Source organism: Pseudomonas sp. SHLD1, from assembly GCF_028640935.1.
Lineage (GTDB): Bacteria > Pseudomonadota > Gammaproteobacteria > Pseudomonadales > Pseudomonadaceae > Chryseomonas > Chryseomonas aestiva.
Genome location: NZ_JAQZAD010000023.1, coordinates 242,987 through 258,578 on the forward strand (window position 1 = coordinate 242,987; position 15,592 = coordinate 258,578).

Here is a 15,592-nt window from a genome sequence, read left to right on the forward strand (position 1 = left end):
AGCGGTCAGCGGTCAGCGGTCAGCGACCGTCGAAACCGCGGAAGAAGCGCTCGGCATTGTCGCTCAGGGTTTCCAGGTCGTATCCCCCTTCCTGCACGATCACCGTGGGCAGCCCCAGGGCCTTGATCCTTTCGCCCAGCACGCCGAACCCTGCCTGACTCACCGCCACCTTGGACTGCGGATCGTTTTCGTAGATGTCGAAGCCGAGGGATAGCACCAGCACGTCCGGCGCCCATTCACGCAGCGCCGTCTCGGCCTCGTCCAGCCGGGCGAAGAAGTCCGCTTCGGAGGCGCCATGAGGCATCGGCAGATTGAGGTTGCAGCCCTCGCCCAGCCCGCTGCCGCGTTCGTCGGCGAAGCCCGCCACCACCGGATAGAAGTTGGTCGGATCACCGTGAATCGACAGGTAATAGACGTCGTCGCGGTCGTAGAAGATCTCCTGGATGCCCTGGCCGTGGTGCATGTCGGTATCGAGGATGGCGACCCGGGCGAAGCGCGCGCGCAACTCCTGGGCGGCGATGGCGGCGCCGTTCAGGTAGCAGAAACCGCCGGCCGCCTCGGCCCGGGCATGATGCCCCGGTGGGCGACAGAGCGCATAGGCGGCTGGCGCGCCGTCCCGCACGCAGCGCGCCGCGGCGACCGCGCTCTGGGCGGAGCCATAGACGGCGGCCCAGGTCTGGGCGCCGATCGGGCAACTGCCGTCCGCCAGGTAGCGGGCGGTCTGGCCGAGGATGCCACGCAGCGGGTTGTTCTCGCGGACATAGATGTTCGACATCACCTCGTCACCCCAGTCTTCGGGCACCTGGTGCCAGTCGCGATAGGCATTCTCCAGGTAGGTCACATAGGCCTCGCCGTGCACTGCATGCAGCGGTGCGCGGCCGTGATCCGCCGGCTGTTCGAGGGGATAGCCCAGCCGCTCCACCGCGGCCAGCAGGGCGTCGAGGCGGGCCGGCACCTCCTGGGGGGTGCGCATCTGGCCTCGGGACAGGTAGCTGCGCGGATGATGCAGGCGCTGATCGGGATGGAAAAAGGTCTTCATGTCATCTCTCCTGATGGCCCGCTCGGGCCAGCACGGCATTGAACAGGACGTCGGCGCCGCGGCGGACGTCATCGAAACTGGCCGACTCGGCCTCGTTATGGCTCAGGCCGCCGGCACAGGGGATGAAGATCATCGCCGTGGGACAGTGCCTGGCCAGGTGGATGGCGTCGTGACCGGCGCCGCTGATGATGTCGCGGTGGGGATAGCCCAGCGCCTGGACCGCGTCGCGTACGGCGGCGACGCAGTCGGCGGCGAAGGGAGTGGCAGGGCTCAGCCAGTGCCGCTGGACGTCCAGCGACAAGCCGCGCTCCGCGGCCACGGCGGCCAGGCATTCCCGTGCGGCGGTTTCCAGCGCTGCCAGGGTCGGGTCCTGGGGGTGACGCAGGTCCAGGGTGAAGTGCACCTCGCCGGCGATGGTGTTGCGCGAGGAGCGCGCCACGTCCAGTTGCCCCACGGTGACCAGTCCGTCGCCGAAGCGAGAAGCGAGATCCTCCAGCGCAGCCAGCATCCGGCCGACGCCGAACAGGGCATCCCGGCGCCTGGCCATGGGGGTGGTGCCGGCGTGGGCCGCGGTGCCCCGGACGCACACGTCGAGCCAGCAGATCGCCTGGCCCCCGGTGACCACGCCCACCGCCAGGCCTTCGTCTTCGAGAACCGGGCCCTGCTCGATATGGGCCTCGAAATAGCTATCGAAGGACCGCCCCAACGGCTGGTCGCCGGCATAGCCGGTGCGCTCCAGACTCGTGGCCACGGAGATGCCGTCACGGTCGCAGGTCGCCAGGGCGGCGGCGAGGGGCAACTGCCCGGTGAAGACCGCGGAACCCAGCATGGCCGGCGTGAAGCGGGCACCCTCCTCGTTGGTCCAGACGGCGATTTCCAGGGGTCGGTCGGTCTGGATGTCCGCGTCGTTCAGGCTGCGCATCACCTCCAGCCCGGCCAACACCCCATAGACGCCATCGAAGCGCCCGCCCTTGGGTTGGGTGTCCAGATGGCTGCCCATGACCACTGGCGCGGCCTGCTTATCAAGACCCGGACGACGAGCGAACAGGTTGCCGACCGGGTCCACCGTCAGGCTGAGGCCGGCGGCCACGCACCACTGGCTGAACAACGCCCGCCCCTGGCGATCTTCTTCGGTCAGGGCCAGGCGACTGCTGCCTCCGGCCTCGCCCGGACCGACCTCGGCCATGGCGGCCAGACTCTGCCAGAGGCGCTCGCCATCAACTTTATACATGCTGGATTCCTTGTACTCAGGCGGGAGAGACATGGGCAGTGGCCTCCCGACGGCGCGCCAGGGCCGCCACGCACAGCAGCGACAGGCCGGCCAGCAGGGAGTAGAAGACCGCCAGCGGCCACCACTCGCCCGTGAAGCGATGGGCCAGCAGGGTGCCGACCATGGGTGTCAGGCCACCGGCAATGGCGCCACAGACCTGGTAGGCCATGGAGATGGCGGTGTAGCGCACCCGGGTAGCGAAGACGCCACTGACGAAGCCGGCGATCACCGCATAGAAGGACGCCATGCAGGCAGCCGCCAGGGCGATTCCCAGCACGATCAGCGGCGCCGAGCCGGTCTTGACCAGGACGAACATCGGATAGGGCGAGGCCATGGCCAGGGCCGAGATCAACAGCAGGAAACGTGCGCTGCCCATACGCTCGGCGAGCAGCGCGGCCAGTGGCTGGACCAGGAACTGGATGAGGGCGACGAACAGCAGGCAGTCGAGGATCAGCGAGCGCGACAACTCCAGCACCTGGGTGGTGTAGCTGAGCATGAAGGTATTGGTGAAATAGACCCCGGCGATACCCAGGGTATTGGCACCGATGCACAGCAGCAGCGGACGCCAGGCGGTACGCAGCACTTCGGCCGCCGGCGCCTTGGCCGTTTCCTGGCGCTCTTTCATCTCGGCGAACTCGGGGGACTCGTCCACGCCCAGGCGGATGGCCAGACCGACCACAAGGAGCAACGCGCTGGCCAGGAAAGGCAGGCGCCAGCCCCAGTCGAGCAGGTCCTCTTCCGGCAGGCTGGTGACGCTACGAAAGGCAATGATCGACAGGATCAGGCCGGCCGGGCTACCCCACTGGGCGAAGGAAGCGAAAAAGGTACGGCGACCGGCCGGTGCATGCTCGCCGGCCATCAGCACGGCGCCGCCCCATTCGCCACCCACGGCGATGCCCTGCACCACCCGCAGCAGGATCAGCAGGATCGGCGCCCAGACGCCGGCCTGGCTGTAGGTGGGTAGCACGCCGATGAGCACGGTGACCACGCCCATCATCAGCAGGGTGACGATCAGGGATTTCTTGCGGCCGATGCGGTCGCCGATATGGCCGAAGACCAGACCGCCCAATGGCCGGGCGAAGAACCCCACGGCGAAGGTACCGAAGGCAGCCAGGGTGCTCAGCAAGCGGTCATCGGAGGGAAAGAACAGCTGGCCGAAGACCAGTGCGGCGGCCGTGGCGAAGATGTAGTAGTCGTACCACTCGATGGTGGTGCCCACGAAGGCAGCGGCGGCGGCGCGCCTGGGCTGGCGACGCGGTGAGGTGGACGGCATGCAGGGTGCTCCTATCGACTGCCGGAAAGAGGGGCGGCGCGGCGGATTGAAAGGCCGGACGCACGGAGAGCGATGGGCAGGCGTAGTCAGGGAGACATGGACGCAGCACTCCTGGGGGTATCGTTCTTGTTGGGCAGGAGAGGAAGAAGAATGCAGGAGCGTTCTGGGGCGCCTTGACGTCGTTATCCCTTGGCAGGCTAAGATTAGTCAATTTTCTAATTCTTATACCTATCTATAAGCATGGCTAATAATCAGGATGAACCGCTCTCCCCCGCGCCCTCGCCAGACGGCCGGCGCTTTCTCAATGATCGGCTGGACTGGAATCTCCTGCGCACCTATCTGGTGATCGTCCAGGAAGGTAGCGTGAGTCGTGCGGCCGCGCGGCTGCACCTGACTCAGCCAGCCGTCAGCCAGGCCCTCAAGCGGCTGGAGGAACAACTCGACCGGACGCTGATCATTCGCCGGGGGCCGCGCTTCGCCCTCACCGAGGCCGGCGAAGAGGTGGCCCGCATCGCCAGCGACCTCTATGGCAACGTCTCCCGCCTCGGCGCTGCACTTGAGCGCTCAACGGAGACCGTGGTGGGCAAGGTGCGGATGCTCACCATCAGCCGCATCCAGTCGCGCTGCTACGACGACTTCCTCGCCGACTTCCACCGCCGCTTTCCACGGGTGGAACTGGAGATCGACGTGATGCGCAGCTCGGACATCATCAGCTCCCTGCTGCAGAAGACCGCGACCCTGGGCCTCGCCCTCTGCCGTATTCCTCAGCCAAAACTGGAGCAACGGGTGCTGTTGCAGCAGCGCTATGCCTTTTTCTGCGGACGTCGCCATCCCTTGTTCGGGCGCAGTGACCTGTCGCTGGCCGATCTGCAGGGCGAGAACTTCGTCAGTTTCACCAGCGACCAGATTGGCGGCAGCCTCTCGCCGCTCACCATCTTTCGCGATCAGCAGGGCTTCACCGGACGGATCGTCGCCTCCTCACCCAGCCTCGAAGAAATCCGCCGCCTGGTCGGCGCCGGTTACGGCATCGGCTGTCTGCCCCAGCATGTAGTGGCCGATGACGTGGCCGCCGGCGAACTCTGGCGACTGCCGCCTGGCGAAGGCGTGGCCGATGTCGACGTGCACCTGCTCTGGCACCGCGAGCAGCGCATGACCCAGGCGGAAACGGCGTTGCTGGACGGTTTCCAGCACCTCCTGGCGACTACCGAGGTGGCCGGACGGCTCTAGGGCACATTCACTCGGTCAGCGGGAAGGGGCTTGCTATCCTTGTCCGTTGGATACCCCTGCCCAGGAGCGCCCATGGATCCCTACCCTCGCCCAGGTACCTGGCGCGAGCGCCTGTACGTCATCATCTTCCACACCTACACCCCGGCCGGAAGACTCTTCGACACCCTGCTGCTGGCGGTCATCATGGCCAGCCTGGGCGTGGTGATGCTGGACAGCATCCAGGCCATCCACCTGCGCTACGGCAGCTGGCTCTATGGACTGGAATGGATCTTCACCGGCCTCTTCGCGATCGAATACCTGCTGCGGGTGATCTGCGCGCCCCGGCCGCGCCAGTACGTCACCAGTTTCTACGGCTTCATCGATTTGCTGGCCGTGCTGCCGGCCTTCATCGCCCTGCTGATGCCCGACGCCCAGTATTTCCTGGTCATCCGGGTGCTGCGGATGATGCGGGTGTTCCGCGTGCTCAAGCTGACGCCCTACCTGAGCCAGGCGGATTTCCTCATGGTGGCGCTGAGCAGCAGCCGGCAGAAGATCACCGTGTTCCTGCTGGCCATCTGCACCCTGGTAACCATGTTCGGCACCTTCATGTACGTCATCGAAGGACCGGCCAATGGTTTCACCAGCATCCCGCGCAGCATCTACTGGGCGGTGGTGACCCTGACCACCGTGGGTTTCGGCGACATGGTGCCCAAGACGGCACTGGGCCAGACCCTGGCGGGCATGATCATGATCACCGGTTATTCGATCATCGCCGTGCCCACCGGCATCTTTACCGCGGAGCTGGCCAACGCCATGCGCAGCGCCACGCTGCAGCGCGACTGTCCACGCTGCCAGAAGCCTACCCACGAACCCGATTCCTCCTTTTGCAATCGCTGCGGCAATCCGCTGTTCCCCCCCTACGGAGAAGAGCCAGCCGGAGGAGTCGGCCCACTAGCCCAGACGCTGCGTCTCAGGGCGTGGCAGCGCTGGCATAGCAGGCCCAGGCCGGGCGCGTGGCCAGGCGTTCGAGATAGGCCTCGATCGCCGGCGCCGCGCTGCGCTCCATCGGGGTGCTGCGCCAGCGGTGCAGCGACAGGCCCAGGGCGATGTCGGCCAGGCTGAAGTGTTCGCCGGCCACATAGGGGCCATGCTGCGCCAGGTGCGCGTCCAGAATGGCGATGCGTTCGTTCCAGGCGGCGACACCTTGCGCCAGGCGCTGCGGATCGGGTTCCGCCGGCTGCTGCTTCACCAGCGCCAGATAGGCGTAGCTCCAGGCCGGATTGAGTTCGCAGGCCTGCCAGTCCAGCCACTGATCGACCCGTGCCCGGGCGCGCGGAGCGGCGGGATACAGCGCCTCGCCGCCATGGGCGTTGGCCAGGTAGCGCAGGATGCTGTTGGACTCCCAGAGCACGAAGTCGCCGTCCAGCAGGACCGGGATTTGGCCATTGGGATTCCATTGCAGGTATTCGGCGGACTGCGCCGAGCGAAAGCCGGCGCCCCAGTCCTTGCGCTCATAGCCCAGGCCCAGTTCGTCGAGGCACCAGAGCGCCTTGCGGACGTTGATCGAAGAGACGCGACCGAGAATTTTCAGCATGCCGAGGCGACCTCCCGGGATGGATGGCTGAGATAGGGCTCGATATTGCCGAGCGCGCGCTGCACATAGTCCTCCTTCTCACCCACCGGTGCCACGTAATGCAGCACCTCGGCCGCCGCCTCGCGCCCCAGCAGCCGGGCGATGGCCCAGGCCGCCAGGTAGCTGGAAGCCAGGCAGCCGCCGGCGGTGGCCAGGTTGCCGCGGGCGAAAAAGGGCTGCGCCAGCACCTCGATGCCGGCTTCCTGCACCCAGGGCTTGGTGGTGAGATCGGTGCAGCCAGGTACGCCGTCGAGCAGGCCGAGGCGCGCCAGCAACAGGGTGCCGGAGCACTGGGCGCCGACCAGTTGGCGTCCGGGGTCGAGCACCGCCAGCTGTTCCAGCAGGGCGGCGTCTCGCGCCAGTTCCCGGGTACGGCTGCCACTGCCCACCAGCACGGCGCTGCAGTCCGCCAGCTCGTCGAAGCCGGCCTGACGCTCCAGGCGAACGCCGTTCATGGAGGTCACGCAGGGAGTCGGCGCCATCAGCGAGACCCGCCAGTCCGGACGCCTGATGCGATTGAGGAGGCCCAGGGCGATCAGGGAGTCCAGTTCGTTGAAGCCGTCGAAGGTGAGGATGGCGAGGTGCATGGGGCTACCGGGGGCGCGGGGTGAAGCAAGAGTCTCGGCCTCCCGGGCGGGCGTCGGCCAGATACAGTGTTGCGCCAGGCTGGCCATACAGTCAGACCAGTCATCGGCAAACCGCTCTACGGCGGGCAATAGCACCCTGTCCTACTTGGAGGCACTAGCACTTAGCCATTACAGTGATGCACCCTGGCCGAGCCATCGGCCGATTTGCCATCGTCCAGCGGCCCTACCCCCTTCCGAGATGTCGATGGACGACGATATTCGCTATGAACAGCATGTCCGCCGGGTGCTGCGCACGCCCCTGCTGGTGTTGCAGCCCCTGATGCTGGCGATGTGGCCGCTGAGTCTGTGGAGCAATCCGCTGATCGGCAGTCCTTACAAGACGCGCTATTTCGCGGTGATGCTGCTGTTGCTGGGGATCAGCGCCCTGCTCGGCGTGGCGCGCAGCGCGCGCATGATGAGTCTGACCTTCACTGGCAACATCTGGGCGCTCGTCTTCGCCTTCCGCATCCAGATCCAGGATGGTGGCGCCCTGGGTCACTACTGGAATCTCCCCATCGCCATCGCCGTCGTGCTGGGCACCTGCGGCCTGACCTATCGCCTCTCCCACTACCTGATTACCCTCGCCGGCGCCGCCTTCATCCTCTTCGCCGGCCAGGCCCAGCTGATACCCGCCGCCATGCCGGTGCAGCTGGTCGGGTTGCTGGTCGGTGCCACCCTGGCCATCGGTATCGCCTACAACCATGCCAACAGCCAGTGGATGCGGCGGACCTTCATTCTCAAGGAGCGCTATCGGATTCTCGCGGAGACCGATGAACTCACCGGAATCGCCAACCGCCGCAAGCTCCTCGAGCAGGTCGACGCGGCACGCGGCGAGAGCGGGCAGGCGCCCAGGCATTTCGTCATGCTTGATATCGACAACTTCAAGGAGATCAACGACCGCCACGGCCACCAGGTCGGTGACCAGGTGCTGTTCGCCACGGCGCGGCAACTCGATCAGCTCGATCCAAGGTTGCAAGGCGGCCGGCTGGGCGGCGAGGAATTCGGGCTGCTGATCCGCGACCTCGACGAGGGGCGGGTCAGTCAGCTGCTGGAAACCCTGCGCAGGCGCCTGGCTGAAGCCGAGCCCCTGGGTATCCGCTTCAGTGCCGGGGCGCTACGACTCGCGCCGGAGCTGTCGCTGAACGAATTGCTGCGCCAGGCGGACGAAGGACTCTATCGGGCCAAGCGCCAGGGCAAGGACCAGACCGTCTGGATCCGCTGAGGGTCGCTACTCCAGCTTTTCCACCTTCACCGCGGTGGTGCCGTCGTCGACCATGTCCACCCGCCGGGCAGCGGCGCGCGAGAGATCGATGATGCGGCCGCGGATATAGGGGCCGCGGTCATTGATGCGCACCACCACGGCGCGATCGTTTTCCAGGTTGGTCACCTTGACCCGGGTGCCAAGCGGCAGGGTCTTGTGGGCGGCGACCAGCTCGTTGTTGTTGAAGGTCTCGCCGCTGGCGGTTTCCTTGCCATGGAATTTGCGCGCATAGAAGGAGGCCTTGCCGCGCTGCTCGAAGCTGGCTTCCTTCTTGATCGGCGCGGCGACGGTCTTGGCGTCCTTTTCCTGGCAGGCGCTGCAGGCGAGCAATAGGAGCAATACAAGAAATCTGGGACGGCTGAACACGTTTCACCTTCCTCTTCTTCTTCGTTTTGGGGAAAGCAACGCACTGGGAATGGGTTCAGCTATTTGAGAACCAAACAGCTACCCAAGGGTTCGCCACGGATGGCCATAGGCCGCCATATCTGTGACGAGCCCCTCAAGACCACGGCTAGGACGCTGGTAGCACGAACCTGAGGATGGCGACGAAGTGCAGCGCGCTGCCGGCCATGACGAAGCCATGCCAGATGCCATGCCAGTGGCGGAAGCGATCGTCGAAGACGAAGAACAGGATCCCCACGGTATAGAGCACGCCGCCGGCCGCCAGCCAGGCGAAGCCTTCGCCGCCCAGGCGGTCCAGCAGCGGTCCCACTGCCACCAGTACGATCCAGCCCATGACGGCGTAGATCACCAGCGACAGGATGCGCGCCTCCGAACGGGGCTTGAGTTCCTGCGCCATGCCGATCAGCGCCAGGCCCCAGACGATGCCGAACAGCGTCCAGCCCCAGGGCCCGCGCAGGGTCACCAGGCAGAACGGCGTGTAGCTGCCGGCGATCAGCAGGTAGATCGACAGGTGATCGAGCTTTTGCAGCAGGCGCTTCGCGCGTCCCTTCACGCTGTGGTAGAGGGTCGAGACGCTGTAGAGGATCACCAGCGCGACCCCGTAGATCGCCACGCTGACGATGCGCCAGGGATCGCCCTGCAGGCTGGCCAGCACGACCAGGGTGATGGCGCCGGCCAGGGCCAGCAGGGCACCGACCAGATGGGTCCAGGCATTGAGACGTTCGCCGTGATACATGCGTCCTCCGGTATAGGTCGCAAACGGGCTCAGGGTCTCGCCGAGCCCTCGCGACGGGCAGTGAGGCGCTCGTAGCGGTCGAGCAGCGGCTGGATGGAAATCCCGTGGACCGCGATGCTCAAGGCCACCACCGACAGGGTCAGGTCGACGATGGTCCCGGCCCAGTCGGCCGTGACGTGATGCGTGAGCGCGTAGCACAGATAATACAGGCTACCGATGCCACGGATGCCGAACCAGCCGATCAGCGCACCCTGGTGGCGATCGATGCGGGTGAAGGGCAGCATGGTAGCCACGCCCAGCGGGCGGATCACCACGAACAGCAAGGCGCCCAGCAGCAGCGCGCGGCTGTCCCAGTGGGTGATCAGCACCACCCCGAGCAGGGTCACCAGGAGTACCTCGAAGGAGCGCTCCACCAGGCTGCCGAAGGCGAGCATGTCGCCCATCATCACCCCGGCCGCCATCCGCGGCTCCTCGATGTCCTCGGCATTGGCCACGGTGGCGCGCTCCGGCGCCCCGGTGAGATGACCGATCACCGGCTGCGCCAGGTGCTCGGAGGGTACTTCGGCATGGCCGGAGGTCTGTACCTCGGCCTGGCGCAGGCCCAGGCCGGCGGCGAACACCGCGAGAAAGCCGAAGGCGCCGATCTCGTCGGCCAGCACATAGGACAGGGCGATCAGCGCCAGGGCGAGAAAGTCATTGGGCGAGATGGTGCTGTCGCCATGCCGGGTGCGCAGGAAGATCATCAGCCGCCCGACCCCCTTGCCCATGACATAGCCCAGCAGCAGGCCCGCCGGCACGCCCCAGACCACGTTCTTGAGGAACCACTCCAGGGTCCAGCCCCACTGCAGTTCGCCGTGCTGCAGGAGCAGCAGGCCGAGCAGCACGAAGGGAAAGGCGGTGCCGTCGTTGAGGCCCGCCTCGCCGGAGAGACCGAAGCGTACCCGGTCGAAATCCTGGGCGTGATTGACCTGCACCAGCCCGGCCAGCACCGGATCGGTGGGCGCGAGGATGGCGCCGATCAGCAGGGCCACGCCCCAGGGCAGGCCGAGCAGATAGTGGGCCGCTAGGCAGACCCCGGCGATGCTGAGGATCATCACCGGCCCGGCCAGCAGGTAGGCGCCGTGCCAGGAGGAGCGATGAAAGGACAGGCGCAGCTTGAGGCCGCTGACGAACAGCGAAAAGAGCACCGCCACCTCGGTGAGGTGACCGATCCAGGTTGCCGACTGCTGGAAATTGACCTCGGCGAGCCCGAGGCCAATGGGACTGATCAGCATGCCGAAGGCCAGACAGACCACCGAAGTGGTGACCGGCAGCCAGCGCAGATAGGCGGACGTCAGGGCCAGGATCATCAACAGCGATCCCAATACCCCGACCCAGACGAGAAATGTCATGTGGGTAGCGTGATCCAGAACAGAAGAAGGAGAGCGGGTAGCGAACGCCACCCTTGTGATGGAGACTGCGCAAACGCAGCCACGGTGCCCCCTATCTGCCGAATGGTGCGCGCAGCCGTGACCCCGTGCCCATGACCGGGGTCCCATGCCCTATAGTCCTCAAGGAAAATCCCTCCTCGCATGAGCGATCACCGCCTCCGCAAGCAACGCCGCCTCGAACGCCTGCAGCGCTTCCTCGACTGGGCCGGCCGCACCCATCCCGACTTCGTCGCCCGGCAACAGCATCAGGAACTCTGGTTCAAGCCCTATTCGGGCTATCCCCTGCCGCACCTGGGGCGGATCGCCAAGGCCTTCTGGCTGGGTCTGGACGAAGCCGCCGCAGTGGCTACGGGCAGCGCGCCCGATCCCGACAGCCTGCTGGGCCAGGCGCTGCTCGGTGCCGGCAAGACCTTCGGCTATGCGGTGGATGTCTTCGGCAGTGAAAAGCTCTTTACTGGCGGCGCGGCGAGCGAATTGCTCGAACCCCACTGGGCGCTCAACCTGGCTGACAGCGCTTGCGCCGAAGCCTTCGCCGCCGCGGTCAGCGAGCGCCTGGGCGATGCCGTGCGCGAGCGTCTGGGCCTCCTGGCGGCGCCCTTCGCCGAGATGGCCGACGAAGATCGCCAGCGGGTGCTGGAGCGGGTGCCCCAGGCGCTGATCCGTCTGGACGACTTCCTGCCGCGGGCGGTGGAGGTGCTCAACGAGACGCGCCACGAACTCAGATTCAACGTGGTCCTGACCCACGAGGACATTCGCCTGGAGATCCCCCGGCGGCTGGCGGCCAACCAGGGCCGCCTGCTCGGCGCTGCCGATGTCGCCGCGCTCAGGGCCGAAGCCGAGGCGGACCTGCGCGAGCGTTTCGCCGTGCTGGTGGGCGAAGCCGATGCCCTGGACTTCGACCTGCACCAGCTGGGCACGCCGCGTCTGCAGGAGCTGATGCGCCTGGAGGCCGACAAGCTGCGCCGGGCCCTGCGCCACGCCGTGACCCAGCAGCGCGAGAAGATGGCCTTCGCCGTGCTGCTGGAAAACAACCCGCGCTTCGGCCAGTACCACCAGAACTATCCGGCCCGGCGGCTGACCCGCACCTGGACTGCCCTGCTCGGTCCCACCAACAGCGGCAAGACCCACAGATCCATCGAGGCCATGGCGGCGGTGACCCATGCCATCTACCTCTCGCCGCTGCGGCTGATGGCCCTGGAAAACCAGGAGCGCCTGGAATCCCTGGGCGTGCCCTGCTCGCTGGTCACCGGCGAGGAGGAGATCATCCGTCCGGGCGCCACCCACTTCTGCTGCACCGTCGAGGAATTCGCCCGCTTCCGCCGCCAGCAGTGGGAGGTGGTGGTGGTCGACGAGGTGCAGATGCTGGCCGATCCGCAGCGCGGCTGGGCCTGGGTCGATGCCCTGGTCAGCGCCTACACCAAACGCCTGCTGATGACCGGTCCGGCGCTGATCGAGCCCTCGCTGCGCACCCTCAGCGCCCTGTGCGAGGACCGTCTGGAGATCAAACCCACCAAGCGCCTGTCACCGGTCACGGTGGCGCGCCACGCCACCACCCTGGAACGCCTGGAACCGGGTTCGCTGCTGGTGGCCTTCAGCCGGCGGGTGGTGCTGGAACTCAAGGGCCTGCTGGAGATGGCCGGCCGCCGGGTCTCGGTGGTCTACGGCGCCCTCTCGCCGGAGGTGCGCCGGGAGCAGGCGCGCCGCTTCCGCGAAGGCGAGACCGAGATCATGGTCGCCACCGATGCGGTGGGCATGGGCCTCAACCTGCCGGCCCACACCCTGTGTTTCTACACCGACGAGAAATTCGACGGGGTGGAGAACCGTCCACTGCGGGTGCAGGAGGTCAAGCAGATCGGTGGTCGCGCCGGGCGTTTCGGTCACCATGCCGAAGGCGAGATCACCGCGCTGGAGCCCCATGTGCTGCGCAACATCAAGCGGCTGTTCCACAGTCCGGACGATCCGGTGGACCTGCACCAGTTCCAGGTGCGGCCGAGCCTGGAGCACCTGCGCGCGCTGTCCGAGTTCATGGAGGAGCCCAGCCTGCTGCGCACCTGGCTGACCTTCAATCGCAACATCAACTATGGCGACGCCTTCGTCTCGGTACTGCCCGACGAGCTGGCCGAGTGGATCAAGCTGATCGACCTGCCCGGCATCGATTTCCAGCTGCGCTGGATCTTCGCCTGCACGCCGATCCGCGGCGGCCTGGAAGGCCCGGCCAGCGGCCAGGCCCAGCGCTGGCTGCGCAGCGTCGCCCGCGGCGAGCCGGTGGACCTGCCGCGCATCCCCATGGGCACCGATCTCGCCGGGCTGGAAAGCGCCCTGCACGTGGTGGAGACTTATCTGCACCTGTCGCGTAGCCTGCCCGAGCTGTTTCCGGCCCTGGAACGCGGCCAGGATCATCGAGACCTGCTCAACGACGCCATCACCCGGGAGTTGTCGCGCCGGCGGCGGCCACGTGACCAGGAGAAGGGCCAGGGCAAAGGCAAGGGCGAGCGCCGCCAGGGACGGGGCGAGCGCCGTGGCGGACGCTTCGGCCGCTAGTTCGTAGGTTGGCGCTGAGCGCAGCGAAGCCCAACAACGTGGCCACTCATGGCCGCGATCCCCCTCTCCCCAGCCTTCCCAGGGAGAGGGCGCAGTTAGGCCGCGGAGGTGGATAACGGCGCGGCCTTCCACCGTTTTGCAGCGGGCTTGCCAGTGGAAGACACTGCGCGGTTTTCCACGCTACCGGCCGGCCGATCCTACAGAGACGTAGCCACCGGCATCCGCGCCTTGAAGCTCCAGGTGAAGCAGAATTCGGCGACCTGGTCGCCGCTTTCGTCGGTGCCGACGCTGCGCAGACTCAGGGTTTGGGGCTCGCCCGTCGCGCGCGCCTGCGCCAGCGCTGCGGCGATGGCCGCGCCCTGGTCGCAGCGAAAGACGAGGGTGCCCACGGCCTTCTTGCTAAAGGTCGCGCTCATGGCCACCACCAGCATGGCGTAGCGGCTGCCGGAACGGCGGATGTGCCGGTCGGCGAGGATGCCGGTGGAGAATTCCGCCGCCATGCCCTCCACCGCCCAGAACATGCTCTTGAAGGGATTCTGGTTCAGCCAGCCATGGGTGACCTGCATCTGGCAGCCGGCATCGTCCAGGTGCCGCAGGCGCAGCCCGGCGATCTTGGCGATGGGCACCTTGGTCCAGACGAAGAGATTGAACAGCAGTCGATTCATGGCGAGCGCATCCGGCAGCCTGGCCGAGGCGCCAGGAGCCCGCAGCTTAGCGCTTCGTCCCGGGCCGCTCCACGACTGGCAGGCGCGGCCCGGTAGACAGTTCGCGACTCACTGGTCGTGCGGTCCGAGGCGCCTCGAAACAGCCGAGGCGCCCTGGCACATCACAGCGGATTGGCGTTGAGCTGCTCGGTGTAGCGCCGCGTCATGAAGATCGCGAACAGCAGGCCGGCCACCGCCAGGCTGCCGCCCACCAGGCCGATGTAGGGCATGCCGACATGGGTCCCCACCACGCTGCCCAGCAGGGCGCCGCCACCGATGCCGACGTTGTAGATGCCGGAGAACAGCGCCATGGCGACGTCGGTGGCGTCCTTGGCCAGCGCCAGCACCTTGGATTGCAGCGCCAGGCCGAAACTCATGATGGCGATGCCCCAGACCACGCTCAGCCCTTCCAGCATGAAGCTCTTCCAGGCGAAGGGCAGCAGCAACAGCAGCGACAGGGCGATGCCGGCGATGGCCGCGACCAGGAAGCCATTGGGGAATCTCAGGCTGTAGCGGCTGAACAGCAGCGAACCTATGACGCCGGAGCCGCCGAACAGCAGCAGCAAGGCGGTGATCTGCATCCCGCCCATGCCCGCTACTTCCACCGCGAAGGGCTCGATGTAGCTGTAGCCGGTGAAGTGGGCGGTCACCACCAGGGTGGTGAGCAGGTAGATGCACAGCAGCGCCGGACGCTTGAACAGCACCGGCAGGCTGGCCAGGGAACCGGAGTTCTCGCTGGGCAGCAGCGGCAGGTTGCGCGCCAGCCAGAGCACCGTGCCCACCGCCAGCGCCGCGATGGCGACGAAGGTGTAGCGCCAGCCCAGCAATTCGCCCAGTACCCGGCCCAGCGGGATACCCAGCACCATGGCCAAACAGGTGCCGGTGGCCAGCAGGCCGAGGGCCTGGGTCTGCTTGCCGGCCGGGGCGATGCGCACCGCCAGCGAGGCGGTGATCGACCAGAACACCGCATGGGCAAAGGCGATGCCGATGCGGCTGGCCACCAGCACCTCGAAGCTCCAGGCCACCCCGGAGAGGCCGTGGCAGGCGATGAAGACGACGAAGACGAACATCAGCAGGCGCCGCCGCTCGATGGAGCGGGTGGCGAGCATCATCGGCAGCGACATCAGGGCGACCACCCAGGCATAGATGGTCAGCATCAACCCGACCTGCGAGGGACGCATGTCGAAACTGCGACCGATGTCGCTGAGCAGCGCCACCGGGACGAATTCCGTGGTGTTGAAGATGAAGGCGGCCAGGGCCAGGGCGATGACACCGGACCAGCTGGGTTTCCGGGCTTCGGCGGTAGCATCCATGGGGGGTCTTCTACTCCAGAGCGAAAGGGTGGACAGCGACTTCCAGGCGGAAAGCCGACGACGAAAACCCACGGCAAAGGCTTGGCCCGCCTGCGACGCCTGTTCGCGAGCGAGAAGTCTGCTGTAGGTAGGGATTGGAATTGGATGTGGTAAAAATT

Annotated in this window: 13 protein-coding genes and 1 pseudogene; 4 read left to right on the plus strand and 10 right to left on the minus strand. The window is 66.7% G+C overall.

Features of this window, described 5'->3' with window-relative positions; all coding sequences use genetic code 11:
- Positions 1 to 19: 19 nt before the first annotated feature.
- From PVZ77_RS17235 to PVZ77_RS17245, 3 genes are read right to left on the minus strand one after another with little or no spacing between them, the layout of a single operon-like run.
- Positions 20 to 1,039: a histone deacetylase family protein gene (locus tag PVZ77_RS17235; RefSeq protein WP_273807745.1), complete on the minus strand. Its 1,020-nt coding sequence runs from the start codon at positions 1,037 to 1,039 to the stop codon at positions 20 to 22.
- Position 1,040: 1 nt separating this feature from the next.
- Complete coding sequence (locus PVZ77_RS17240; RefSeq protein ID WP_273807746.1) at positions 1,041 to 2,270, minus strand: Zn-dependent hydrolase; 1,230 nt, start codon at positions 2,268 to 2,270, stop codon at positions 1,041 to 1,043.
- Positions 2,271 to 2,286: 16 nt separating this feature from the next.
- Positions 2,287 to 3,582 (minus strand): MFS transporter, encoded by a 1,296-nt coding sequence (locus PVZ77_RS17245; protein ID WP_273807747.1) that lies wholly within the window; start codon positions 3,580 to 3,582, stop codon positions 2,287 to 2,289.
- A gap of 240 nt (positions 3,583 to 3,822) precedes the next feature.
- On the opposite strand from PVZ77_RS17245, the gene PVZ77_RS17250 reads away from it, so the two are divergent.
- Both PVZ77_RS17250 and PVZ77_RS17255 read left to right on the plus strand, forming a co-directional pair.
- Positions 3,823 to 4,809, plus strand: coding sequence for a LysR family transcriptional regulator (locus tag PVZ77_RS17250; protein ID WP_273807748.1), 987 nt, complete (start codon positions 3,823 to 3,825; stop codon positions 4,807 to 4,809).
- A 72-nt stretch (positions 4,810 to 4,881) separates the two neighbouring features.
- Positions 4,882 to 5,700 (plus strand): annotated as a pseudogene (locus PVZ77_RS17255) (ion transporter); the annotation flags it as partial.
- Positions 5,701 to 5,758: 58 nt separating this feature from the next.
- Here the strand turns inward: PVZ77_RS17255 and PVZ77_RS17260 are convergent.
- Complete coding sequence (locus PVZ77_RS17260; RefSeq protein ID WP_273807749.1) at positions 5,759 to 6,382, minus strand: glutathione S-transferase family protein; 624 nt, start codon at positions 6,380 to 6,382, stop codon at positions 5,759 to 5,761.
- A complete protein-coding gene (locus PVZ77_RS17265) occupies positions 6,376 to 7,008 on the minus strand; it encodes a DJ-1/PfpI family protein (RefSeq protein WP_273807751.1) in 633 nt (210 codons plus the stop codon). Before PVZ77_RS17265 ends, PVZ77_RS17260 begins: the two co-directional genes overlap by 7 nt.
- A gap of 244 nt (positions 7,009 to 7,252) precedes the next feature.
- Between PVZ77_RS17265 and PVZ77_RS17270 the strand changes: the two genes are divergently transcribed.
- Positions 7,253 to 8,269, plus strand: coding sequence for a GGDEF domain-containing protein (locus PVZ77_RS17270; RefSeq protein ID WP_273807752.1), 1,017 nt, complete (start codon positions 7,253 to 7,255; stop codon positions 8,267 to 8,269).
- A 6-nt stretch (positions 8,270 to 8,275) separates the two neighbouring features.
- Here PVZ77_RS17270 and PVZ77_RS17275 read toward each other — a convergent pair whose 3' ends face one another.
- The 3 genes from PVZ77_RS17275 to PVZ77_RS17285 all read right to left on the minus strand — a co-directional run bounded on the left by PVZ77_RS17275 (position 8,276) and on the right by PVZ77_RS17285 (position 10,837).
- On the minus strand, positions 8,276 to 8,674 hold the full coding sequence (locus PVZ77_RS17275) for a septal ring lytic transglycosylase RlpA family protein (RefSeq protein ID WP_158892742.1): 399 nt from the start codon (positions 8,672 to 8,674) through the stop codon (positions 8,276 to 8,278).
- Between the two features lie 145 nt (positions 8,675 to 8,819).
- Positions 8,820 to 9,446, minus strand: a complete 627-nt coding sequence (gene trhA / locus PVZ77_RS17280; protein ID WP_273807754.1) for a PAQR family membrane homeostasis protein TrhA — start codon at positions 9,444 to 9,446, stop codon at positions 8,820 to 8,822.
- 29 nt (positions 9,447 to 9,475) lie between these two features.
- Positions 9,476 to 10,837: a cation:proton antiporter gene (locus PVZ77_RS17285; protein WP_273807755.1), complete on the minus strand. Its 1,362-nt coding sequence runs from the start codon at positions 10,835 to 10,837 to the stop codon at positions 9,476 to 9,478.
- Between the two features lie 180 nt (positions 10,838 to 11,017).
- Between PVZ77_RS17285 and PVZ77_RS17290 the strand changes: the two genes are divergently transcribed.
- Positions 11,018 to 13,417, plus strand: a complete 2,400-nt coding sequence (locus PVZ77_RS17290) for a DEAD/DEAH box helicase (protein WP_273807756.1) — start codon at positions 11,018 to 11,020, stop codon at positions 13,415 to 13,417.
- Positions 13,418 to 13,614: 197 nt separating this feature from the next.
- On the opposite strand, the gene PVZ77_RS17295 is transcribed toward PVZ77_RS17290, so the two are convergent.
- Both PVZ77_RS17295 and PVZ77_RS17300 read right to left on the minus strand, forming a co-directional pair.
- A complete protein-coding gene (locus PVZ77_RS17295) occupies positions 13,615 to 14,082 on the minus strand; it encodes a DUF4442 domain-containing protein (RefSeq protein ID WP_273807757.1) in 468 nt (155 codons plus the stop codon).
- 161 nt (positions 14,083 to 14,243) lie between these two features.
- Positions 14,244 to 15,434 (minus strand): sugar transporter, encoded by a 1,191-nt coding sequence (locus PVZ77_RS17300; protein WP_273807758.1) that lies wholly within the window; start codon positions 15,432 to 15,434, stop codon positions 14,244 to 14,246.
- Between the last annotated feature and the right edge of the window lie 158 nt (positions 15,435 to 15,592).

Coding starts and splice junctions, on each gene's coding strand:
- PVZ77_RS17235 (WP_273807745.1), bottom strand. CDS start 1,039: ATGAAGACCTTTTTCCATCCCGATCAGCGCCTGCATCATCCGCGCAGC.
- PVZ77_RS17240 (WP_273807746.1), bottom strand. CDS start 2,270: ATGTATAAAGTTGATGGCGAGCGCCTCTGGCAGAGTCTGGCCGCCATG.
- PVZ77_RS17245 (WP_273807747.1), bottom strand. CDS start 3,582: ATGCCGTCCACCTCACCGCGTCGCCAGCCCAGGCGCGCCGCCGCCGCT.
- PVZ77_RS17250 (WP_273807748.1), top strand. CDS start 3,823: ATGGCTAATAATCAGGATGAACCGCTCTCCCCCGCGCCCTCGCCAGAC.
- PVZ77_RS17260 (WP_273807749.1), bottom strand. CDS start 6,382: ATGCTGAAAATTCTCGGTCGCGTCTCTTCGATCAACGTCCGCAAGGCG.
- PVZ77_RS17265 (WP_273807751.1), bottom strand. CDS start 7,008: ATGCACCTCGCCATCCTCACCTTCGACGGCTTCAACGAACTGGACTCC.
- PVZ77_RS17270 (WP_273807752.1), top strand. CDS start 7,253: ATGGACGACGATATTCGCTATGAACAGCATGTCCGCCGGGTGCTGCGC.
- trhA (WP_273807754.1), bottom strand. CDS start 9,446: ATGTATCACGGCGAACGTCTCAATGCCTGGACCCATCTGGTCGGTGCC.
- PVZ77_RS17285 (WP_273807755.1), bottom strand. CDS start 10,837: ATGACATTTCTCGTCTGGGTCGGGGTATTGGGATCGCTGTTGATGATC.
- PVZ77_RS17290 (WP_273807756.1), top strand. CDS start 11,018: ATGAGCGATCACCGCCTCCGCAAGCAACGCCGCCTCGAACGCCTGCAG.
- PVZ77_RS17295 (WP_273807757.1), bottom strand. CDS start 14,082: ATGAATCGACTGCTGTTCAATCTCTTCGTCTGGACCAAGGTGCCCATC.
- PVZ77_RS17300 (WP_273807758.1), bottom strand. CDS start 15,434: ATGGATGCTACCGCCGAAGCCCGGAAACCCAGCTGGTCCGGTGTCATC.